The organism is Gordonia sp. McavH-238-E (assembly GCF_022348225.1).
In the GTDB taxonomy this organism is placed as follows: Bacteria; Actinomycetota; Actinomycetes; order Mycobacteriales; family Mycobacteriaceae; genus Gordonia; species Gordonia terrae.
The window spans coordinates 222,223-243,253 of the sequence record NZ_JAKRFE010000004.1; the positions used below are offsets into that span (position 1 = coordinate 222,223).

At 68.6% G+C, this 21,031-nt stretch carries 20 protein-coding genes; 9 read left to right on the forward strand and 11 right to left on the reverse strand.

Features of this window, described 5'->3' with window-relative positions:
* The first annotated feature begins 79 nt into the window (after window positions 1-79).
* Both MHN80_RS07365 and MHN80_RS07370 read left to right on the forward strand, forming a co-directional pair.
* On the forward strand, window positions 80-1,597 hold the full coding sequence (locus tag MHN80_RS07365; protein WP_081486969.1) for a PepSY domain-containing protein: 1,518 nt from the start codon (window positions 80-82) through the stop codon (window positions 1,595-1,597).
* A gap of 113 nt (window positions 1,598-1,710) precedes the next feature.
* Complete coding sequence (locus MHN80_RS07370; protein ID WP_239400601.1) at window positions 1,711-3,279, forward strand: alkaline phosphatase; 1,569 nt, start codon at window positions 1,711-1,713, stop codon at window positions 3,277-3,279.
* A 19-nt stretch (window positions 3,280-3,298) separates the two neighbouring features.
* On the opposite strand, the gene MHN80_RS07375 is transcribed toward MHN80_RS07370, so the two are convergent.
* Both MHN80_RS07375 and MHN80_RS07380 read right to left on the reverse strand, forming a co-directional pair.
* Window positions 3,299-4,387, reverse strand: coding sequence for a 3-deoxy-7-phosphoheptulonate synthase (locus tag MHN80_RS07375; RefSeq protein WP_010841814.1), 1,089 nt, complete (start codon window positions 4,385-4,387; stop codon window positions 3,299-3,301).
* A gap of 249 nt (window positions 4,388-4,636) precedes the next feature.
* Window positions 4,637-5,083, reverse strand: a complete 447-nt coding sequence (locus tag MHN80_RS07380) for an Lrp/AsnC family transcriptional regulator (protein ID WP_004019376.1) — start codon at window positions 5,081-5,083, stop codon at window positions 4,637-4,639.
* 97 nt (window positions 5,084-5,180) lie between these two features.
* Between MHN80_RS07380 and rocD the strand changes: the two genes are divergently transcribed.
* The gene (gene rocD, locus MHN80_RS07385; protein WP_239400603.1) at window positions 5,181-6,443 is read left to right on the forward strand and encodes an ornithine--oxo-acid transaminase; all 1,263 of its coding nucleotides are present in this window, start codon (window positions 5,181-5,183) and stop codon (window positions 6,441-6,443) included.
* Here the strand turns inward: rocD and MHN80_RS07390 are convergent.
* From MHN80_RS07390 to mca, 3 genes are read right to left on the reverse strand one after another with little or no spacing between them, the layout of a single operon-like run.
* Window positions 6,426-6,929 carry a TspO/MBR family protein gene (locus tag MHN80_RS07390; protein ID WP_239400605.1) on the reverse strand — a complete coding sequence of 168 codons (504 nt, stop codon included), beginning with the start codon at window positions 6,927-6,929 and terminating at the stop codon, window positions 6,426-6,428. The two genes, rocD and MHN80_RS07390, sit on opposite strands and share 18 nt — an antisense overlap.
* Window positions 6,930-6,951: 22 nt before the next feature.
* On the reverse strand, window positions 6,952-7,278 hold the full coding sequence (locus MHN80_RS07395) for a hypothetical protein (protein ID WP_004019379.1): 327 nt from the start codon (window positions 7,276-7,278) through the stop codon (window positions 6,952-6,954).
* Window positions 7,278-8,174 carry a mycothiol conjugate amidase Mca gene (gene mca, locus MHN80_RS07400; RefSeq protein WP_004019380.1) on the reverse strand — a complete coding sequence of 299 codons (897 nt, stop codon included), beginning with the start codon at window positions 8,172-8,174 and terminating at the stop codon, window positions 7,278-7,280. The genes MHN80_RS07395 and mca overlap by 1 nt, the downstream gene beginning before the upstream one ends.
* Before the next feature lie 48 nt (window positions 8,175-8,222).
* On the opposite strand from mca, the gene MHN80_RS07405 reads away from it, so the two are divergent.
* From MHN80_RS07405 to greA, 3 genes are all read left to right on the forward strand, one after another.
* Window positions 8,223-8,720 carry a DUF4307 domain-containing protein gene (locus MHN80_RS07405; protein WP_239400607.1) on the forward strand — a complete coding sequence of 166 codons (498 nt, stop codon included), beginning with the start codon at window positions 8,223-8,225 and terminating at the stop codon, window positions 8,718-8,720.
* The gene (locus tag MHN80_RS07410; RefSeq protein WP_004020946.1) at window positions 8,717-9,493 is read left to right on the forward strand and encodes a queuosine precursor transporter; all 777 of its coding nucleotides are present in this window, start codon (window positions 8,717-8,719) and stop codon (window positions 9,491-9,493) included. The genes MHN80_RS07405 and MHN80_RS07410 overlap by 4 nt, the downstream gene beginning before the upstream one ends.
* A 129-nt stretch (window positions 9,494-9,622) precedes the next feature.
* Window positions 9,623-10,114 (forward strand): transcription elongation factor GreA, encoded by a 492-nt coding sequence (greA, locus tag MHN80_RS07415; protein ID WP_004020945.1) that lies wholly within the window; start codon window positions 9,623-9,625, stop codon window positions 10,112-10,114.
* Between the two features lie 116 nt (window positions 10,115-10,230).
* On the opposite strand, the gene MHN80_RS07420 is transcribed toward greA, so the two are convergent.
* Window positions 10,231-10,776, reverse strand: a complete 546-nt coding sequence (locus tag MHN80_RS07420) for an Ltp family lipoprotein (RefSeq protein WP_239400609.1) — start codon at window positions 10,774-10,776, stop codon at window positions 10,231-10,233.
* Between the two features lie 153 nt (window positions 10,777-10,929).
* Window positions 10,930-11,700 carry a DUF4352 domain-containing protein gene (locus MHN80_RS07425; protein WP_239400611.1) on the reverse strand — a complete coding sequence of 257 codons (771 nt, stop codon included), beginning with the start codon at window positions 11,698-11,700 and terminating at the stop codon, window positions 10,930-10,932.
* A gap of 204 nt (window positions 11,701-11,904) precedes the next feature.
* Between MHN80_RS07425 and MHN80_RS07430 the strand changes: the two genes are divergently transcribed.
* The gene (locus MHN80_RS07430) at window positions 11,905-12,423 is read left to right on the forward strand and encodes an SRPBCC family protein (protein ID WP_239400613.1); all 519 of its coding nucleotides are present in this window, start codon (window positions 11,905-11,907) and stop codon (window positions 12,421-12,423) included.
* Window positions 12,424-12,439: 16 nt separating this feature from the next.
* On the opposite strand, the gene MHN80_RS07435 is transcribed toward MHN80_RS07430, so the two are convergent.
* Window positions 12,440-13,264 (reverse strand): hypothetical protein, encoded by an 825-nt coding sequence (locus MHN80_RS07435; protein ID WP_239400615.1) that lies wholly within the window; start codon window positions 13,262-13,264, stop codon window positions 12,440-12,442.
* 230 nt (window positions 13,265-13,494) lie between these two features.
* Here MHN80_RS07435 and MHN80_RS07440 point away from each other — a divergent pair, with 230 nt between their 5' ends.
* A complete protein-coding gene (locus MHN80_RS07440; protein WP_239400617.1) occupies window positions 13,495-14,565 on the forward strand; it encodes an ATP-binding cassette domain-containing protein in 1,071 nt (356 codons plus the stop codon).
* Window positions 14,562-15,395: an ABC transporter permease gene (locus MHN80_RS07445; RefSeq protein ID WP_239400619.1), complete on the forward strand. Its 834-nt coding sequence runs from the start codon at window positions 14,562-14,564 to the stop codon at window positions 15,393-15,395. The genes MHN80_RS07440 and MHN80_RS07445 overlap by 4 nt, the downstream gene beginning before the upstream one ends.
* On the opposite strand, the gene MHN80_RS07450 is transcribed toward MHN80_RS07445, so the two are convergent.
* Genes MHN80_RS07450 through MHN80_RS07460 form a run of 3 tightly spaced genes read right to left on the reverse strand, consistent with a single transcriptional unit; the run spans window position 15,377 to window position 21,024 of the window.
* Window positions 15,377-18,601 carry a BTAD domain-containing putative transcriptional regulator gene (locus tag MHN80_RS07450; RefSeq protein ID WP_239400621.1) on the reverse strand — a complete coding sequence of 1,075 codons (3,225 nt, stop codon included), beginning with the start codon at window positions 18,599-18,601 and terminating at the stop codon, window positions 15,377-15,379. The two genes, MHN80_RS07445 and MHN80_RS07450, sit on opposite strands and share 19 nt — an antisense overlap.
* 28 nt (window positions 18,602-18,629) lie before the next feature.
* Entirely contained in the window at window positions 18,630-19,829 is a 1,200-nt protein-coding gene (gene ilvA / locus MHN80_RS07455; protein WP_101819165.1) for a threonine ammonia-lyase, read from the reverse strand.
* A gap of 22 nt (window positions 19,830-19,851) precedes the next feature.
* Window positions 19,852-21,024: a cystathionine gamma-synthase gene (locus MHN80_RS07460; RefSeq protein ID WP_239400623.1), complete on the reverse strand. Its 1,173-nt coding sequence runs from the start codon at window positions 21,022-21,024 to the stop codon at window positions 19,852-19,854.
* Window positions 21,025-21,031 lie beyond the last annotated feature (7 nt).

A 21,031-nucleotide genomic window follows, 5' to 3' on the forward strand; every position in this document is an offset into this window, starting at 1 on the left:
ACCCGTCACCCCGACGGGCCGGTCGGTGCGCGTCTGCCATCCCACCTGACCGTGGTCGATGCCGCGTGCCGTCTTCCGCATGAGAGGCCAACACGTGTCCCTGCCCAACCTGTCCCGTTCCGACAATCCACCCGAGAACCCGCCCGGCACCCCACCGGACGGCGATCCCCGCGCCCGCCGGTCCCCACCTGCCACCTGGCAACCGTTGCTCCGACGACTGCACTTCTACGCCGGCATCTTCATCGCGCCGTTCCTGGTCGTCGCGGCCATCACCGGCGGGCTCTACGCGATCGCGCCGACACTCGAGCAGGTCGTCTACCGCGACCAGCTCCACACCGAAAGCACCGGCGATGCCCGCCCGGTGTCCGAACAGGTCGATGCGGCGGTCCGGCTCCGTCCCGACCTCACGCTGTCCGCAGTCCGTCCGTCGACCGAGCCCGGCGACACCACCCGCGTCCTCTTCGACGACCCGGCGCTCGGGGCGTCCAAGCGCCTGGCGGTGTTCATCGACCCGGTGACTCTCGAGTCGACCGGCGAGTTGGTGTCCTACGGCAGCAGCGCGTCGTTGCCGCTGCGCACCTGGCTCAGCGAGCTGCACCGCAATCTCCATCTCGGCGAACCGGGCCGCATCTACAGCGAACTCGCCGCCTCCTGGCTGTGGGTCATCGCCCTCGGCGGTCTCGCCCTGTGGCTCACGGCATTCCGAGCTCGGCGGCAGCGACGGCTCGCCGAGCTGGTCACCGTCGACCGGTCGGCGACCGGACGCAACCGCACCCGGAACCGCCACGGGGTCATCGGCGTGTGGATCGCGGTGGGGCTCGTCTTCCTGTCCGCGACCGGCCTCACGTGGTCGAAGTACGCGGGCGAGAACGTCTCCGAACTCCGCACCGCCCTGAGCTGGACGACGCCCGGCGTCGAGACCGCATTGTCGGAGGCGCCGTCGGCGCCCGCCGGCCACGGGGACCACGACGGCGGCCATGGGGACCATGGCGCACACGAGGGTCAGGTGCCGGATCTGCCGAGCTCGTCCGGTGAGTCGGTGGCGCAACTCGACCGCGTCCTGGACACCGCGCGGGTCGCGGGAGTGGACGGCAGGGTCGAGGTGACCATTCCCGCCACCGCGGACACGGCGTTCACCGTCGCGCAGACTAGGCAACCCTGGCAGTTCGGCCAGGACTCGATCGCGGTGAACGGTGCGACCGGTGGGGTCGTGGACATCTCGCGGTTCGCCGACTGGCCGCTCGCCGCGAAACTCACCACCTGGGGCATCGCCCTGCACATGGGAATCCTGTTCGGCTGGGTGAGCCAGCTCGCACTCCTGGTGCTGGCGGTTGCGCTGGTGATGCTCATCGTGCGCGGCTACCAGATGTGGTGGCAACGACGGCCACGACGCTCCGGGGCGCTCGCCGTGGGCCGCCCCCCGGCTCGTGGCGCGCTGCGCCGGGTGCCCGTGCCCGCGGCCGTCGCGGTCGGTGTGGTGGCGGCCGCGGTGGGCTGGTTCGTGCCGCTGCTCGGACTCAGCCTTCTCGCCTTCCTCGCGGTCGACGTCGCGCTCGGACTACGCGAGCGCCGCGGCCGATCCGCCTCCTCGACGTAGCGCTGCGCCTGGTCGGCGGGGACTCCACCGGGGGGCGCAGACTTCACCTCCCCATCATGTCCCCGCCGCCTGCAGGTGGAATCGAGGTCAGGTGGTCCTGGTCGGGTGTGCCCATGGGCACATCGCGACGTCGATTCCTCGGCTGGTCGGCGCTCGTGACAGGCCTGGCGTTCACCCCGGGCCTGCTCGGCGGCACGTCACCGGCAGTACCCGCTCCGGCCCATTCCGGCGGCGTGTTCGGCCTCGGCATCGCGTCCGGGGATCCGCTCCCCGACGGGGTTGTGCTGTGGACGCGCTTGTCGCGCAACCCTTTCGCCCCGGGCGGCGGGATGGGGACGGGACCGGTCCGGGTCGACTGGGAGGTCGCCGCCGACGAGTCGATGACCCGGATCGTGCGTCGCGGATCCGTGCACGCGACACCGGAATGGGGACACAGCGTGCACGTCGACGTCCGCGGACTCGCGCCCGCCGCCGACTACTTCTACCGGTTCCGCGCCCTCGGCGAGATCTCCACCGTCGGGCGAACCCGGACGGCGCCTGCCCCGTACGCACGCGTCGACACGCTCACGCTGGCCGTGGCATCCTGCCAGAACTGGGCCGACGGCTACTACCACGCCTACGCCGACCTCGCCGCCCACGCGCCCGATGTCGTCCTGCACCTCGGCGACTACATCTACGAGAAGCCGATCCCCGCGCGGGGCGGCGCGAGAAACGCTGCCGCTCTTCCGCTCTCGGCGACCCGGGAGGCAGTCGACCTCGAGGACTACCGGGAACGGTACGCGCTGTACAAGTCCGACCCGGACCTGCAACTCGCCCACGCGACGGCACCGTTCGTGATCACCTTCGACGACCACGAGGTGGACAACAACTGGGCGGGTGCGGTTCCCGAGGACCACGCACCGCTGACCGCGTTCGCGCTGCGCCGCGCACGCGCCCTGCGCGCCTGGTGGGAGAACACCCCGGTGCGGATCGCCGCCCGGCCGAACGGAACCGTCATCCGTGCGCACCGGCGGCTGGGTTTCGGTGATCTCGTCGACCTCACCCTCCTCGACACCCGCAGTCATCGCAGCGATCAGGCCAACGGAGACAACGACACCGGTCAGAACGCGTCCACCGCGGACCCGTCTCGGACGATCCTCGGCGCCGAGCAGGAACGATGGTTGCTCGACGGTTTCGCGTCCTCCCGACACCGCTGGGACGTTCTCGCCCAGCAGGTTCCGATGGCCGACCTCGCCCGGACCGTCGGCTCGACCCGAGCGGTCAGCATGGACGGGTGGAGTGGCTACGAGGCCTCGCGCGCCCGCGTGCTCGACGGCGCCGCGGACCGTGGGGTACGCAATCTGGTGTCCCTCGCCGGCGACATCCACCGCAGCGTGGTCGCCGACCTCCGTACCTCGTACACCGCTGAATCCGCTACGCGCGGAGTGGAACTGGCCGCAACGTCGATCACCTCCGGCGGCGACGGAGAGGACAGCGACGACGGCGACCGCCGCCTGAAGGAGGCCTCGCCCCACGTCCGGTTCGGCAACTCACAGCGCGGCTACCTGCTGAATCGGATTCACGCCGACCGGTGGGAGGCCGAGTTCCGCGTGGCGCCGTCCGTACGGTCGCCACGCGGCACGCTTCAGCGTCGAGCACTGATCACGATCCCGGACTCGACCCCCGAGGTCGACGTGGTCTGACCCCCGGTCCTCTCGGGGATCAGCCCCGCGCCAGCGCCGCCAGCACCTGAGCGCTGGCCTCCCAGCCCATGCACTTGTCGGTGACGGACTTGCCGTAGACCAGCGGGGTGGCCTCGGTCGACTGCGCGCCGGGCTCGAGAAAGCTCTCCAGCATGACGCCGCTGACGGTCGACGGCTCACCGGCCTCGCGGGCCGCCCGGAGGCGAGTGGCGATCTCGGTGGCGACCTCCGCCTGGCGGACATGATCCTTGCCGGAGTTGGCGTGCGAGCAGTCGATCATGACCCGCGCCGGCAACCCGGCCGCGGCGAGCGCCTCGGCCGCCGCCGACACCGACTCCGCGTCGAAGTTGGGGCCACGCGTGCCGCCGCGCAGGATGATGTGGCAGTCCTCGTTGCCCGCGGTCTCCACCACGGCGCCATTGCCGAAGTCGTCGACTCCGAAGAAGACATGTTCGGCCGCAGCGGCTTTCACGCCGTCGATGGCGACCTGGACATTGCCGTCGGTGCCGTTCTTGAATCCGATCGGCATCGACAGCCCCGACGCCAGCTGACGATGGACCTGGGACTCGGTGGTACGGGCGCCGATGGCACCCCACGCCACCGCGTCGGCGATGTACTGCGGGCTGGTCGGCTCGAGGAACTCGCAGCCGACGGGCAGACCGAGGTCGATGATGTCGAGCAGCAGCGACCGGGCGGTGCGCAGACCACGCTCGACGTCGAAGGTGTTGTCCATCCCGGGGTCGTTGATCAGCCCCTTCCACCCGACCGTGGTGCGCGGCTTCTCGAAGTAGACGCGCATGACGATCTTCAGACGCTCGGCGTAGGCATCGGCAAGCGGTGCGAGGCGTCGCGCGTAGTCGATGGCCGCGATCGGGTCGTGGACGGAGCAGGGTCCGACGATGACGAGCAGGCGGTCGTCCCGCCCGGCGAGGATGTCGGCGATCTCGTCCCGGTCGCGCTGGACGGCGACGGCGCGTCGTGCGGACAGCGGCAGTTCGCTGCGGACGGTGTCGGGCGAGGGGATCGGACGGAAGGCCCGGATCCGGCGGTCAGAGGTCGATTCGGCGTTGTCGTCGGATCGGATCGGGAGGTCCGGCAAGGTGGTCACGTTGTGTGCCTTTCGAGGTCATGCCCGTGTCGATGTGGTGACGAGGCATGCCCTGGGTGTGGTCGGAGCCCCGCTCAAACGACAAGAGCAGCGACCGTCTGGTCGCTGCTCGGGCTCCGGGTGTGTCGTACGCGCGTCAGATCAAACGCATCATCGTGGCCCCACCCGGAGCCTCGATAAAGCGCCAATACGCGCGCACGGTGCTGATCACGGCGACCACACTAGCACAGGCGTTTCACGTTCCCGGTCTCACGGGTGTCCCCGGTCGATCAGCTCGCTGAGCACGAGGATGGACTCCGACCGATCCACCGGGCCCGCCCGCCGGATGCGTTCGAGCGCCTGCTCGAGGTGCCGTACGTCGCGGGCCATGACGCGCAGGATGGCATCGGCCTGACCGGTCACGGTCGCGGCGCTCACGACCTCGGGGATGGGGTCCCAGGCGGCTTCGAGCTGTTCGGGCGAGATGTTGCCCCGGCAGTACACGAGCACGTAGGCCTCGGTGGTCCACTGCATCGCCTGGGGGTCGACGACGGCGGTGAAACCCCGGATGACCCCGTCGGCAACCAGTCGGTCGACGCGCCGTTTGACGGCGGGAGCCGACAGTCCGATCCGCTCCCCGATCTGCTGGTAGGTGGCCCGGGCATCACGGGTGAGGCAGGCGAGTACCTGTTCGTCGAGATCGTCTAATAGTCGCAACAGAAGCCTCCTCTGCCAACAATTCTCGACGATCCGTTGCGCGATCACGCAAGAAACGTCGATTGTTTGCACCGAAGCCCAAAGATACGCTCGATCCATGACCATGACGAGCCCGGCAGCCGGTACGCCCGGACGTTCCGGCGCGCCTGTCCCGGTCGCCCGTCCGGCCCTCACTGATCTGCTCGAACCCCATGTAGCGCACAACTATTCGCCCCTGCCGGTGATCGCCGCCACCGCCGAGGGCGCCTGGATCACCGATGTCGACGGGCGCCGTCACCTCGACTGCCTCGGCGCCTATTCCGCGGTCAACTTCGGTCACCGCCATCCCCGCATCGTCGCCGCGGCCCTGGATCAGCTCACGCGGGTCACCCTCACCAGCCGCGCTTTCCGGTCCGATCGACTCGAACCGTTCTGCGCCGCACTGGCTTCCCTGTGCGGCAAGGACATGGTCCTGCCGATGAACACCGGCGCCGAAGCGGTGGAGTCCGGCATCAAGGTCGCCCGCAAATGGGGCTACGACGTCAAGGGCGTACCCGACGGCCGTGCCACGATCGTCGTGGCCGGCGGCAACTTCCACGGCCGCACGACGACGATCATCTCGTTCAGCGACGATCCGGCTGCCTATGCCGGGTTCGGTCCGTACACACCGGGATTCGTCCGCGTCCCGTTCGGCGATCTGGCCGCGCTGGAGGCCGCCGTCGACGAGAACACCGTGGCCGTCCTCCTCGAACCCATCCAAGGTGAGGCCGGCGTCATCGTCCCGCCCGATGACTATCTCCCCGGCGCGCGGACCCTCTGCACCGAGCGTGGCGCGCTGCTGATCGTCGATGAGATCCAGTCGGGCCTCGGCCGCACCGGCCGGACGTTCGCGGTGGAGCACTGGGGCGTCGAACCCGACGTCTACCTACTGGGAAAGGCGCTGGGCGGCGGATTGCTGCCCGTGTCGGCGGTGGTGGCCGACCGCAACGTTCTCGACGTCCTGCACCCCGGTGAACACGGATCGACCTTCGGCGGCAACCCGCTCGCCGCCGCCGTCGGTCACACCGTCGTCGACATGCTCGCCGAAGGGACGTGGCAGCGTCGGGCGGCCGACCTCGGTGAACACCTGCACGGGCGGCTACACGACTTCGTCGGGGACGGAGTGGTGACGGTCCGCGGTATCGGACTGTGGGCGGGCATCGACCTCGACCCCGCGATCGGCACCGGTGCGGACTTCTGCCGGCAGCTCTCCGAACGCGGTGTGCTGGCGAAGGACACCCATGGGTCGACGTTGCGGCTGGCGCCGCCGCTGGTCGTCACCGAGTCCGAGATCGACTGGGCGATGGAACGATTCGCCGCGACCCTACGAGACCGCCGGTGACCCCCGGCCACGGTTGAGCCACCAGGTGCTCGTCGAGAGCACGGTCGCGAATGCGCACCACGCCGGGTAGGGCGCGAGCGCGGCACCTGCCGCCGGGTTGGTCTGTGCGGTACGCCGCACGAGATCGGCACTGCTCACGGTGAGCGCCGCCGCCGCGACCGACGCGGTTCCGAGAGCACCCCGGCCGAAGTAGATCCAGCTCCAGCCGCCGTTGAGCACGAGGTTGACCCCGAGCGCTGCGAGATACCTCTGCCGCTGTCTGTGATCGCCGTTCTCGTCCAGTTGATCCAGCGTGACGGCGGACGTCACGGCGATGTCGGCGTAAAGCGCGGTCCACGCGACCGGGAAGGCCCAGTCGGGCGGCACGAACGACGGCTTCGCCAGCTTGTGGTACCAGGTCTCGACCGCCGGTTTGGTCACCACGCTGCCGATGGCCGCTGCGGCTGCGGTCGCAAGTGACGCCCCGATCAGGGTGGAGATGCGCATGACTCCACTTGTACGCCTCGACTCAGGTGTCGGCGGGCCGTCGGTCGTCGGTGGTGCCGGCGGCCGTCGTGGCATCCGGGGAGCCGGGTACATCCGGAGTCGCGGTGCCCGACTCGGCCGGACCGGGCGAGTCAGTGCCCTCGTCGAAGGCCTGGTCGGGTTCGGGGTGCTCGGTGTCGAAGGAGGCGGGCAGCTTCTTCAGCTGTCGGCTCATCGACCAGATGAGGAACGCCGTGCCGACGAGCAGCAGCAGGATCACGAGCAGGCCCAGCGGTGAGGCCTTGCCGAACTCCGGCCCCTGCGGCTCCTCCGCGAGGATCATCACGGTGTTCACGACGGTGCTGTTCATCACGCCTCGATCCCGGCGAACAGGTCGGTCTCGGGCAAGGCGGTCTTGACCCGGGTCCGGGCGAGCTCGAACTCCTCGGTCGGCCACAGACGCTGCTGCCATTCCAGCGGCACCGCGAAGAACACCCCGTTCGGGTCGATCTGCGTGGCGTGCGCACGCAGGGCGTCGTCACGCTGCGGGAAGTACTTCGAGCACTCGACCTGGGTGGTGACGCGGCCCATCAGGTCGCCGCGACTCGGGTCCCACTTGCTGAGCCACTCGGCGAACGGACTCTCCTGGCCGTGTCGCGCGAACTCGTCGGAGAAGAGCACCATCCGGTCGCGGATGAAACCGTGGGTGTAGTAGAGCTTCGACACCGTCCACGCCTCGCCGGTCCCGGGGAACGCGTCGGGATCGCCGGACTGTTCGTAGGCGGCGACCGACACCTCGTGGCATCGGATGTGGTCGGGATGCGGATAGCCGCCGTGCTCGTCGTAGGTGATGATCACGTGCGGGCGGAACTCGCGAACCACGCGCACCAACGCCTCGGTGGCCTCCTCGAGGGGCACCGTCGCGAACGACCCCTCCGGCAGCGGCGGCAGCGGGTCGCCCTCGGGCAGCCCGGAGTCGACGAAGCCGAGCCACGTCTGCCGGACGCCGAGCGACTCGGCGGCCTTCGCCATCTCCTCGCGGCGGACCTCGGTCATCCGCTCCTTGATGCCCGGCCGGTCCATCGCCGGATTCAGGATGTCGCCACGCTCACCGCCGGTGAGTGTGACCACGAGCACTTCGTTGCCTTCGGCCGCATATTTCGCGGTCGTCGCCGCACCCTTGCTCGACTCGTCGTCTGGGTGCGCATGCACCGCCATCAGACGGAACACCCCCGACTTGGGGTCGCCGACGTGGGATTCGGTCACAGTTCCTCACCTTCGGATCGCTACTCCTCCCATGGTAGGTATTGACGCGTGAACAGTTCGGACGGGGGCGCCGCAGACGCCGGTGACGCACCACGCACGACGCCTGACACGACACGACCGCACAGCGGACCGCGCGCCACCTACCCGGAGCACTCGGAGACCGCCCGGGGTCGTCGGCGCTGGTTCGTCGCCCTGTCGGTTCTCGTCGTCGTCGCGGGTGTCGCACTCGCGGTCATCGGTTACAGCAAGTTCTCCTCGGCCGACGTGACGGGCGAGGCCACCGGCTACGAGATCCTCGACGACTCGACCGTCGCCGTGCAGTTCACCGTCGAACGTTCCGATCCGAGCCGGCCCGCGGCCTGTGTGGTGCGCGGACGTTCCCGCGACGGAGGCGAGACCGGCCGGCGCGAGATCCTCATCCCCGCCGACCCCGCGGAACGCATCGGCGTCCGCACCGAGATCACGACGTCGAGGCCGCCGGTCATCGGTGAGGTGTTCGGCTGCACGCTCGACGTGCCCGCCTACCTGAAACCGTCGGATCAGTGACCGCTCCCCTGGCCGGACGCGACGAATCGCAGGCGCCGCGCGCCGCCTTCGCCTCGATCGGCAGCCGCTACTTCCCGCTCCTGGTCGCGCTCTTCGTCGGCGTCATGCTGATCAGCAACGTCACCGGGACCAAGGGCGTGGTGCTGTTCGACGACTGGCTCCACATCGATCTGGGCCCGATCCAGATGAACGGACTGGTGACCGACGGCGCCTTCTTCCTGTTCCCGTTGGCCTACGTCCTGGGCGACGTGATCAGTGAGGTCTACGGGTTCCGGGCGATGCGCCGGACCATTCTCGCCGGTTTCGCGGTGCTCATCCTCGCGTCGTTGTGTTTCTGGCTCACCATTCATCTGCCGGCCGCCGATTTCTACGAGGGGCAGGAGTCTTTCGAGACGGTCGCCGGAGTCGTCCCACAATTCCTGCTCGCCGGATTGGCCGGATATGTCGTAGGCGAATTCCTCAATTCCTTCGTTCTCGTCAAAATGAAGGAACGGGCCGGCGAACGTCATCTGTGGGCGCGCCTGCTGGGTTCGACGATTGTCGGCGAATTCGCCGACACCCTCGTGTTCTGCTCGATCGCGGCCACCGCGCTGGGCATCTCGACCTGGGGAGACTTCATCAACTACACGATCGTCGGTTTCGTGTGGAAGACGCTCGTCGAAATCGTCATCATGCCGCTGACGTATTTCGTTGTGGGATGGCTGAAGCGGGCGGAGCCGACCTATCAAGACGCGCTCCGGGCGGCCTCGCGCGGCACAACCGATGTGCCATAGGTCTCAGCACCTGGTACTCTGATCGGATACACGGCTCCGCGAGGGGTCGTGTTGCTGCATTTATAGCAGTCCATATGCCCCTGGTGTAAACGGTCGCCCGGGGCCGCGGACAACACAAAGGAGTGACCGATGACCGACACCCAGGTGACCTGGCTGACCCAAGAGTCGCACGACCGCCTCAAGAGCGAGCTCGACTCGTTGATCGCCAACCGTCCGGTCATCGCTGCCGAGATCAACGAGCGTCGCGAAGAGGGCGACCTCAAGGAGAACGGCGGCTACCACGCCGCTCGCGAAGAGCAGGGCCAGCAGGAAGCGCGCATCCGCCAGCTGCAGGAACTGCTGAACAACGCGAAGGTCGGCGAGGCGCCGACCCAGTCCGGCGTCGCGCTGCCCGGTTCCGTCGTGACCGTCTACTACGACGGTGACGAGAAAGACACCGAGACCTTCCTCATCGCCACCCGCGAGGAGAGCGGCCAGGGCGGACTGGAGACCTACTCCCCCAGCTCGCCGCTCGGTGCCGCCCTCATCGACGCCAAGGTCGGCGAGACCCGCGAGTACTCCGTGCCCAGCGGTGCCACCATCAAGGTGACCCTGGTCAGCGCGGAGCCCTACCACGGCTGATCGACACTGGACCAGAGCCCGGGACGACATGGTCGTCCCGGGCTTCGTGTTTTCGGGCTCAGTGCTCTGGGCTGTACTTGCCGGCGACGCGGCCGTCCGACAGGCATCGGTGAGCCCTAGGCGTTGTCGACCCCGTAGACCGCCTGCGCCGGCGTGAAGCCGTCGTACTCGAGCTGCTCGATCAGGCCCTGCCGCGAGAACGCCATCATCGACCGATAGTCGCGGGCCTTTTTCACCGCCTGCGCGTTCCAGTCGACGGCGCCCGTGGCTTCGATCTCGGTCACCGCGCAGGTCGCATCGGTCGTCGAGAACCCCTCGTACTCCAGCTGATCGATCAGACCCGACTTCGAGAACGCCATGAGCGACAGGTAGTCCTTGGCTTTCGCCACTGCGCTCGACTGCTCCCACGTCGCGAGCGATTCTGCATCTGTCGTCGTCGCGGGTGTCGAGGGTTCGCCGTACACCTGCGCCGCCGTATCACCGAAAGTCGCGGTGTCGGTGTCGTTGTGCACAACGATCGGGAAGAGCGCCAACGCAATTCCGCACACCGCGACCAGGCCGGCGATGAACAACGGCCACATACGGTCTGGGACTTGCGGTCGTGCTCCGACCGGCGCTGCGCCGGAGGAACGGTGGGGTCGGGCATTATCGGCTTCGGTCATCGTCCTGATCCTTCGTGATGTGCGGGTCCTGGGAAGCGGTACCGCATCTGAAGACAGACTGACATCGAGGTCTGACAAAACCGTTGCCACACAGTGTCATCCGTTCGGATGAGTTTCTCGGCAGGCCTGATGACCCGCGGTAGTCGACCGCAACTAGGACAGAGCCACCGTCACGCCACCGGAGAACATCGAGTCATGGAGCTCGATGGAGGCCGGTGTCGCCCCTGCCGGCATATCGTAGACCAGCTTGACGGTCACGGCATTTCCGGGATTGATGTTGTCCCACACGGGGATGTCCGACCCGCCGAGCGCGATCTGGGCCGAGGTGTCCGGCTCGAAGCTGCGATCCTCGGCGTCGAGCAGTTTCTGTCCCGTCGGTGAGAAGCTCTGCGGCTGGTCGGACGTGTTCTTCACAGTCATGGTGACGATCACGAACTGCCCCTGGGCTTCCTCGGTGAGGTACGGATTGTCACCCACCGACGTCAAGCCGGGTTCGACGCCGGTCACCACGAACTCGAACTTGCCGTCGCGTACCGGTGTGTTCAGGCCCGGCGCCGCGTCCTCGCCGTTCGCGTCTCCCGAATCACGCTGCTCACCCGCCTCGGTCGCAGTGGAAGCACCCGAACCAGCGGTGCTGTCCGTGTCATCCGACCCTCCGCCGGAGGTCGCCGCGAGAATGATGATCAACAGCACCACGATGGAACCCAGGATCCAGGGCCACTTTTTCTTCTTCTTCGCAGGTGGGTTCGGATACGGCTGCGGTGGAGCGCCGTACTGGGGAGCACCGTACTGGGGAGTGCCGTATTGCGGCGCCCCGGGCTGTGGCGGCTGTCCGTACTGCTGCCCTTGGTACGGCTGGCCGTAAGACGGCTGCTGGCCCGGGTCGGGTCCGGGAGCGGGGTTCGGATTCTGGGGGTCGGTCATCGATCGTCCTTCTCTGCTGTGCGGCACCTGGGAAGCGGTCCCGCATCTGCACGCACTGTCGCACCGGGGTCCGACAAAACCGTTGCCGCACAGTGTCATCCGAACAGACGAATCTTTGCAGTCGGTACGCTCGACCGACCCGGCGGGCTCGTCGCAACCGAACGACCGAGGCATCGGTCAGGGCCACGTGCTTCAATGTGACCCATGGCACGTTCCCATGAGCTGGAGTCCTTTGATCTCGACTTCTTCGACGATGCGCCGGTCCGGCACGTCATCGACGTGCGCCTGCCGGTCACGCCGGAACGCGCGTGGGCCGAGTTCACCCGTCAGAACACGCTGGACTGGTGCCGCGCCATCAAGAAGATCGAATTCGTGTCACCGCCGCCGTACGGTGTGGGTACCCAGCGCCGGGCGGTCCTCGGTCCCGGTTACGTCACCCTCGAGGAAGACTTCTTCGACTGGACCGAAGATCCCGAGACCGGTCACTACCGCAACGGTTTTCGGGTTCTGCGGGCGAACGTCCCGGGCATTCGGCGCTTCGGCGAGGCGACCGAGATCCTGCCCGCCGACGTGGGATGCCGACTCAAGTGGACCTTCGCACTGGAACTCCCCACGTCCTCGCGCGTGGTCACCGCCTTCTCCGGTCCGGCGTCGTCGACGGTCTACAAGACCATCGAGGCCGACACCCTCAAGCATTTCGCGAATCTCGAACCTGCCACGTGAGAGTCGCTGACCGGCATCACTGGGACACCACTGCGGTTGCCACGGATGACCGGTCGGTCATCTCTTTCGACGACACGGTCAGGATTCCCCGACCCAGCTCCACGGCGAGACGGGTCAGCACTCGGACCGATTGACAAGCCTGTTCGCTCACGATCCACTCGGGCTCGACCGCCACGGTGAACGAATCCACCTCGACGACCGCCGGTCGCCAATCGTCGCTTCCAGCGGTGCGACGGACCTGCCGGTCGCGGGTCAAGACGTGCACGACGACCATGTCAACGACAGGAGGCGCATCCTCCTCGCCGAGTGTCGCACGCCACCAGCACAATCCGTCGATCCCGACGTCGCCGTGGCCGGCATTCGGCAACCTGTCCGACGAACGATGGCGGCCGATGGATCTCTCGAACAACACGACACCCGCGCGACCCAGGGTCGCGAGGACGCGGGTATCCAGTTCACCACCCACGGCGATGGCTTCTGCTTCGCCGGCATCGGTGACCAATCCGAGTGCGGACGCCGTGATCCAACGAACGGGAGTGTCGGCGAGCTCCAACACGGCCTCAGTGAGTTGCCACGACCACCATCTCGCCACGGCCATCAGTCCCTCCACCTTGTCGAGTTCGACCTCCCGGTCGGCGTAATCCTCGGAATCGAGCAGCACCGCGCCGTCATCCGCGTCGTTCAGCTCTTCTGCCAACAGTCCCGCTTCGACCTCCAATCCAACCCCTCGCTCGTACGCCTTCCGCCGCCGATCGTGGACGAGGTCCATGAGCTCGTGACGGACGTGATGGGCGATCTGTGGTGTCCAGGCCGCCTCGGAGGAATGTGTGCGTCGTCCCATGGCGGGCAACGTAAACCGTCCGGTCCTTGCGGCCGCACCATGAATCCACAGCACAGACGCTCATCCACAGCACTCCGTCGTATACGTGTCGGCTGCGTCGAATACACGCCGGTCGCCCGCTGCCGGCGACGTTCGGGGCCCCGAGTGTTCCGCGGAACACTGCGCCGCGCGACAGCACCACGTAAGCCGACGCAAGCCCGACGACAGGCGACGGCGCCACAGTTGTCGCCATGACAACGACAACCACTCCCCGGCCCGACGTCGGGCCGGCTTCGTCCCCCCACACCGGCCTCGCGATCGAGGCGCGCGGCCTCGTCAAGCACTTCGGTTCCACCCGTGCGGTCAACGGTGTCGATCTGACCGTCCCGACCGGATCGGTGTACGGCGTCCTCGGGCCCAACGGCGCGGGGAAGACGACCACCGTCAGCATGCTGGCCACCCTGCTACGTCCCGACGCCGGCGACGCACGCGTCTTCGGCTACGACGTCGTCGACGATGCGGTCGCGGTACGTTCACTCGTCGGCGTCACGGGGCAGTACGCCTCCGTCGACGAGGACCTCACCGCCACCCAGAACCTGGTGCTGTTCGCCCGCCTGCTCGGCTTCTCGCGGACCGCGGCTCGCTCGCGTGCCGACGAGCTGCTTGAGGAATTCGCCCTCACCGACGCCGCGGCCCGACCGCTGAAGAACTTCTCCGGCGGAATGCGCCGGCGCCTCGATCTCGCGGCCAGCCTCATCGACACCCCGCCGCTGCTGTTCCTCGACGAGCCGACGACCGGCCTCGACCCGCGAACCCGCGCCCAGATGTGGGACACCATCCGCCGGCTCGTCGCCGGCGGATCGACGGTCCTGCTCACCACCCAGTATCTCGACGAGGCCGATCAGCTGGCCGACCGCATCGCGGTCATCGACCACGGCCGCGTCATCGCCGACGGTACGGCCGACGAACTCAAGCACTCGATCGGCGCCAGCACGCTCCAGCTCGTCGCAGCCGATCGCGCGGACGCACCCCGCGTGTGTGAGATCGCCGAGACGATCCTCGGGCAGAAGGCCACCCTGAGCCCCGAAGCCGCGCGTACGACCGTACCGCTGAGTTCGGCCGAGCTCGTACCCGATGTGCTGATCGCCCTGCGCGAGAACGGGATCGGCGTCGAGGAGATCACCGTGCAGAAGCCGAGCCTGGACGAGGTGTTCCTCACCATCACCGGCAGGCCGGCGGAGCCGGACGCCGACACCGACACATCCGGGCGCCCGTCGTCCGACACACATTCGTCCGACCCCACCCAGGAGGCCCGTTCATGACCACCACCCTCGATAGTCCCCCGTCGACCTCCGTCACGACCCGCGCCGCACGCGCGCAGGTGAAGACCTCCATCAGCCTGGCCGAGTCGTTCCGGCAGTCCTTCAGCATGGCCTACCGGGGTGTGCTCAAGATCCGGCACAACCCCGAACAGCTCTTCGACGTCACGTTCCAACCGATCATCTTCACACTGATGTTCACCTACATCTTCGGCGGCGCGATCAGCGGGAATGTGGAAGCCTATCTCCCGGTGATCATCCCGGGCATCCTCGTGCAGACGGTCATCATGACCTCGATTGTCACCGGCACCCAACTGCGGGAGGACATGGACAAGGGCGTCTTCGACCGGTTCCGTTCGCTACCGATCGCCCGGATCAGCCCGCTCGCCGGCGCTCTGCTCGCCGACGTCATCCGCTACTCCATCGCGACCGTCCTGACCGTCGTGATGGGTGTGCTGATGGGCTGGCGCCCCGACGTTCTCGGCGTGATCGCCTCGGCGGCACTCATCATCGTGTGCAGCTTCGCGGTCTCGTGGATCTTCGCACTCATGGGTTGTCTCATGAGCAAAGCGTCGGCCGTGCAGGGCATCTCGATGATGATCATGTTCCCGTTGACCTTCATGTCAAATGCCTTCGTCCCGGTCGACACCATGCCCGGTTGGCTGCAGGGTTTCGTGAACGTCAACCCGGTCAGTCACCTCGTCACGGCGGTCCGCGAACTGACGAACTCCGGCCACGCCGGAATCCACGTCGTGTGGGCCCTGATCGGCGCCGCAGTGATCACTGCCGTGTTCGCCCCGCTCGCGGTGCGGGCCTACATGCGCAACGCCTGATCTCGGATCACGTCGGCGAGTTCGTCCACGGCGATGCGGCGCGGCACCCGCCGGGCCGCACCGCCGTGCTCGCGAATACGCTCTTCGGACCACTGCCGAGCCCACCGCAGCGACGGATAGTCCTGGCGCCCGGGCAGACTCAGCGTCAGCTCGACGAGGCGTCGACTGAGGGGGTCCGACGCGCGGTCCGCGCCGTACAGCACGGTGAACGCCGCGGCCACGGTGCCGGCCTGCGGGAGGTCCTGCCACCCGGGCCCGAACATCATGTCGTCGAGCCCCTTCACCATCTGCGGGACCAGTTCCCGCGCCGCCTCGATGTCCCCGCACCGCACCAGCCCGGCCACACACCCGCTGACCACCATCAGCACCGCGGGGTCGGCGACACCGAAGGGATGATCCCGCAGCATGATCCGTGCGGCCCGCGCGTACATCGCCGCGACCTCGTTCTCGGGCAGACCGTCGACGAGAGCGAGTTCGGCGACACCGAGCAACGCCGGTCCGGTCACCTCCGGATTCCCCTGGGGATCCTCGACGTCGAGATCCCAGTCGTCGACGATGACCGCGAGTTCGCGCCGGGCGTCGGCGACCCGGCCGTCGGAGAGCAGGGTGAGCGCCAGGAAGGTCTGGAGCTGGCGGACGTCCTCGACGGCGTGCAGGCGACCCAACAGGTCGATACCGTCCCGGTACCTCGACGCCGCCGCGGCGTACCGGCCCTGCTGGGCGTACAGGCTGCCGGTGCTCGACTGCCACATCCCCTGGAACCAGGACGCATAGCGACTGCGGGTGAGCCAATCGCCCGACGCGATCGAGTCCCGGAGCGCGGGACCCAGCAGTCCGCGGTTCTCCCGCAGATGGGACCGCATCGTCAGCGCCAGCGCCCGCACCTCGTCGTCGGACGCGGTCTCGGCGGCCCGACAGACCATGCGGTAACCCCGGATCGCGTTGGACGCCAGGCCGACAGCGGACACGAACTCGCTGGCACGATCGTAGGTGAGACCGGGGCGATGCAATCCCCGCAGGATGAACCTCGCAGTGGCGATCACCCGGAGTTCGCCGGTCATCGTCCCGTGCACCGCACCGACGATCGCGGTCACCTGCCAGTTCTCGCGCACGGCGTCGTCGGGTGCCTCGGGTGGGCGCGGTAGAGCCATCAGCACGCGGGCGCCCCACGCTCGGGTCTCCCCGTGCAGACCGCGAACCGTCCAGTGGTAAGCCAGCGCCGGGTACAGCGTGGTGAGCACCGCGACGACAGCGTCGGTCGGCGACGTGGCCGCGGACTCGCAGGCCGACCGGAGAATCCACGTCAAGTTGTCGGCTTCGCGCGCCAGTCCGCCGGCGCCCGCGGTGTGGTCGCCGTTCTCTGCCAGGTTGCGCATCTCGGAGACGAATTCGATGGCCCAGCGTCTCATCAGTGACTCGACGCGCGTGGCCAGGTCCGCGTCCATCCGCGTCTCGCCGAACTCCCGAACCATCTCCAGCATGCGGAAGCGCGCCGAACCGTCGGTCTCCACCACCGACAGCAGCGACTGGTTGGTCAGGCTCTCGAGGGTGTCGTCGAGAATCGCCCCGGCGGCCCCGGTCACCGCGCGGGCAGCCGATCGATCGAAACCCCCGGGAAAGCGGCACAGTCGTACCAGCGCTGCCCGGCCGGCGTCGTCGAGCAGTTCCCAGCTCCACTCGATCACCGCGTAGAGGGTGCGGTGGCGGTCCGGCGTGGTGCGGTCGGCGGACCGCAGGAGCGCGAACTTCTCTCCCAGGCGGTCGGCGATCTCGTCGACCGTCATCGTCCGGATGCGGGCCGCTGCCAACTCGATGGCCAGCGGGAGTCCGTCGAGATGGCGGCACAGCTCGACGACGCGCTCCGGGGGTAGATCCGCGTCGGGACGCACGGCCCGCGCGCGGGCCCGGAACAGTTGCACCGCAGGTGAATCCGCGTCCACCGCCGCCAGCACAGGCAGCTGGTGCACCTGCTCACCGGCGATGGCCAGCGGAGTGCGACTGGTGGACAGGACCCGGAGGCCGGGTACCGCGGCGGTGAGTTCGGCGACGATCCGGGCGCACGCGTCGACGATCTGTTCGCAGTTGTCGAGGACCACCACCGATGGCCGCTCCCGCAGCACGTCCTCGAGACGTGCGGTCAGGTCTCCCGGGGTCATGCGCGGGCGGCCGGTGGCGGAGAGGTCCGATTCGCCGACCCCGAGCGTGGCGGCGATCGCCGGGATCACGTCGTCGTCGGATCGCACCGAGGCGAGGGACACGAAATAGACCGGGACTCCCGTGGCATGCAGTCGATGGCCCATCTCGGTCGCGACCCTCGTCTTGCCGACGCCGCCCGGACCGAGCACGGTCACCACGCGCCCGGTGTCGAGCATGTCCGCAACGGTGTCGAGGTCGGCACCGCGGCCGATGAGTTCGGTGGTGGGCGAACGCAATCCGACGGCACGCGTGGGTCGCGGCGCGCTGCTCGCCGGTCGTGGTGTCGCGGCCAGGACGTCGGCGTGGACCCGGGCCACCTCGGCGCCCGGGTCCATCCCCAGCTCGGCCGACAGTCGGCGTCTGAGCCGGTCGAACACGGCGAGCGCGTCGGTGGCGCGGCCTTCGCCGGCCAGGGCCCGCATCAACGCGGAGTGTGCCGCCTCGTCGAACGGGTCTCGCGCGCAGCGTTGTTCGGCGATGAATCGGGCGGTCGCGAAATCGCCCTCGGCGAGCGCGGCCGTCAGCTGCGCGGCGTCGAGCGCGTCTTCGGTGCGTCGAATCCGGGTGGACAGCATCGCCGTCACCGGGGAGCCGTCCCCGAGGTCGTCTCCGGGCACGCCGCGCCACCACTGCCGCGCCCGGTCGTGGGCCTCCCGGTCGCCCTCGGTGAGAAGCTTGTCGACCACGTCGAGGTCGGTGCGGGTGTTGCGCAGCCGATAACCGTTCTCGGTGCCCTCCAGAACCCCCTCGGGCAGGAGCTTGCGCAGCCGGGACACCTGGGTGTGCAGCGCGCTGTGCGGCGAACGGGGCGGATCGTCGGCCCACACGTCGTCGATCAGGCGGTCCGCCGAACGCAGGCGCCCCTCGGCGAGGGCGAGCGCCACGAGCAGGCGTCGGGCACGCAGCCCCGGCACTCCGACGAGCCGGTCGGGCCGCTCGGCCCCCACCGGGCACGATCCGACCGCGATCGGGCCCAGCAGACCGATCAGGGCGGGTCCGTCGGCAGACACCAGGACAGGTTAGCGCCGCCGTCCGTGCTCAGTCGCGCAGGAACCCGGCGTCGGCGAGGGCCCGCCGGACGTCGTGCTGATGATCGTGTCCGCGGGTCTCGACGCTCACCGTCACCTGCACCTCCCCGAGATAGAGGTCGTCGGCGACGCGCGAGTGCACGACGTCGAGCACGCTCGCCCCCAGATCGCGGAGCAGTTCGAGGAGAGTGACGAGACCACCCGGCCGGTCGGAGACGGTCGCCGTCACGGTGAGAAAACGTCCGGCGGCGGTCAGGCCGTGCGTCGTGACATGGCGCAGCAGCAGCGGATCGATGTTGCCGCCGGACAGCACGACGCACACGGTCCCCGACAGGGCGAGCCGTCCGCTCACGGCCGCCGCCACCGCCGCGGCCCCGGCGGGCTCGACCACCAGCTTGGCCCGCTCGAGCATCAGCAGCAGCGCGGTGCTCAACTCCTCCTCGCTGACCGTGACGACCCGGTCCACGAACTCGGTGACATGCGCGAACGGGACCGCCCCCGGGGTCGCGACGGCGATGCCGTCGGCCATCGTGTTCATCGCCGCGACCGGCATCGGCCGTTCCTCGGCGAGCGATGTCGGCCAAGCGGCTGCCTGAGCGGCCTGCACGCCGATCACCTCGACCTCGGGACGTCGCAGACGCACCGCGGCGGCGACGCCGGCCAGCAGTCCACCGCCGCCGAGCGGCACCACGATCGTGGCGACATCCGGGATCTGCTCCAGGATCTCCACCCCCACCGTCGACTGTCCGGCCACGATGTCGAGATGGTCGAACGGATGGATCAGGGCCGCGCCCGTGGCCTCGGCATGTCGCTGTGCCTCGACGAGCGACTCGTCGACCGTCGATCCCGCCAGCACCACCTCGGCGCCATAGGCTTTGGTGGCGGCGATCTTCGGCAGCGCGGCACCGGTGGGCATGTAGACCCGCGACGCGATGCCGAGATCCGATGCCGCCCAGGCGACTCCCTGCGCGTGATTGCCCGCACTGGCCGCGACCACCCCGCGCGCGCGTTCCGCCGCCGACAACCGGGAGATGCGCAGGTACGCGCCGCGCGGCTTGAAAGACCCGGTGCGCTGCAGATTCTCGCACTTGAGCCACACCTGGGCCCCACTGCGCTCGGACACCACCCGCGAGGCGATCGTCGGCGTCCGCCGGATCACCCCCGACAGTTCCGCAACGGCCCGGTCGACGTCGGCGGCAGTCAGCAACATGGGCACCAGTATCCGCCCCGGGTCAGCGCAGCGCGTTCTCCAGATCGCCGAGGATGTCGTCGATGTCCTCGATGCCCACCGAGAGGCGGACGAGGTTGGCCGGCACCTCGAGCAGCGATCCGGCGGTCGAGGCGTGCGTCATCGCGCCGGGGTGTTCGATCAGCGACTCGATGCCGCCGAGCGATTCGGCGAGCGTGAACACCTCGGTGCGCGCGCAGAAATCCTTGGCGTCGTCGAGGCCGCCCTTGACCAGCACCGAGACCATGCCGCCGTAGCGCTTCATCTGCTTACCCGCGACCTCGTGTCCCGGATGGTTCTCCAGACCCGGGTACAGGACGGCGTCGATCTTGGCGTGGCCGTTCAGGAACTCGACCACCCTCTCCGCGTTGTCGCAGTGCCGATCCATCCGCACCCCGAGGGTCTTGATGCCGCGCAGCGTCAGGAATCCGTCGAACGGTCCGGGAACCGCACCGGCACCGTTCTGCAGGAACGCGAACGCCTCGTCGAGCTCCTCGCTGTCGGTGACCAGTGCGCCACCGACGACATCCGAGTGCCCGCCCAGGTACTTGGTCGTGGAATGCAAGACGACGTCGGCGCCCAGCACGAGTGGCTGCTGCAGGTACGGCGAGGCGAAGGTGTTGTCGACGACGAGCTTCGCGCCGGCCTCGTGCGCGACGGCGGCGAGAGTCTCGATGTCGCCGACGTTGAGCAGCGGGTTGGTCGGCGTCTCGGTCCAGACCAGCTTGGTCTCCGGCCGGATGGCGTCGCGCACCGCGGCGACGTCGGACACCGGGGCCACCGAGTAGGTGATGCCCCACTGGCTGAAGACCTTGTCGATCAGCCGGAACGTCCCGCCGTAGGCGTCGTTCGGGATCACCAGATGATCGCCCGGCCGCAGCGTCGACCGCAGCAGGCAGTCGGTGGCCGCCATACCGGAGGCGAAAGCCCGTCCGTAGGTGCCGCTCTCGAGAGCGGCGAGGTTGGCCTCGAGGGCGCGTCGGGTCGGGTTGCCGGTGCGTGCGTACTCGAACCCGTCGCGCAATCCGCCGACACCGTCCTGGGCGAACGTCGAACTCGCGTAGATCGGGACGTTCACCGCGCCCGTCTGGGGATCCGGGTCGTAACCGGCGTGGATGGCGCGGGTCGAGAAGCCTTGCCAGCGAACCGAGTCCGCTGCGCTGCGTCGTTCACTCACGGTGGTG

Coding starts and splice junctions, on each gene's coding strand:
- MHN80_RS07390 (WP_239400605.1), bottom strand. CDS start 6,929: ATGCGCATCTCCACCCTGATCGGGGCGTCACTTGCGACCGCAGCCGCA.
- ilvA (WP_101819165.1), bottom strand. CDS start 19,829: ATGTTGCTGACTGCCGCCGACGTCGACCGGGCCGTTGCGGAACTGTCG.
- MHN80_RS07370 (WP_239400601.1), top strand. CDS start 1,711: ATGGGCACATCGCGACGTCGATTCCTCGGCTGGTCGGCGCTCGTGACA.
- MHN80_RS07445 (WP_239400619.1), top strand. CDS start 14,562: ATGACCACCACCCTCGATAGTCCCCCGTCGACCTCCGTCACGACCCGC.
- MHN80_RS07425 (WP_239400611.1), bottom strand. CDS start 11,700: ATGACCGACCCCCAGAATCCGAACCCCGCTCCCGGACCCGACCCGGGC.
- MHN80_RS07420 (WP_239400609.1), bottom strand. CDS start 10,776: ATGACCGAAGCCGATAATGCCCGACCCCACCGTTCCTCCGGCGCAGCG.
- MHN80_RS07435 (WP_239400615.1), bottom strand. CDS start 13,264: ATGGGACGACGCACACATTCCTCCGAGGCGGCCTGGACACCACAGATC.
- rocD (WP_239400603.1), top strand. CDS start 5,181: ATGACCATGACGAGCCCGGCAGCCGGTACGCCCGGACGTTCCGGCGCG.
- MHN80_RS07365 (WP_081486969.1), top strand. CDS start 80: ATGAGAGGCCAACACGTGTCCCTGCCCAACCTGTCCCGTTCCGACAAT.
- MHN80_RS07395 (WP_004019379.1), bottom strand. CDS start 7,278: ATGAACAGCACCGTCGTGAACACCGTGATGATCCTCGCGGAGGAGCCG.
- greA (WP_004020945.1), top strand. CDS start 9,623: ATGACCGACACCCAGGTGACCTGGCTGACCCAAGAGTCGCACGACCGC.
- MHN80_RS07440 (WP_239400617.1), top strand. CDS start 13,495: ATGACAACGACAACCACTCCCCGGCCCGACGTCGGGCCGGCTTCGTCC.
- MHN80_RS07430 (WP_239400613.1), top strand. CDS start 11,905: ATGGCACGTTCCCATGAGCTGGAGTCCTTTGATCTCGACTTCTTCGAC.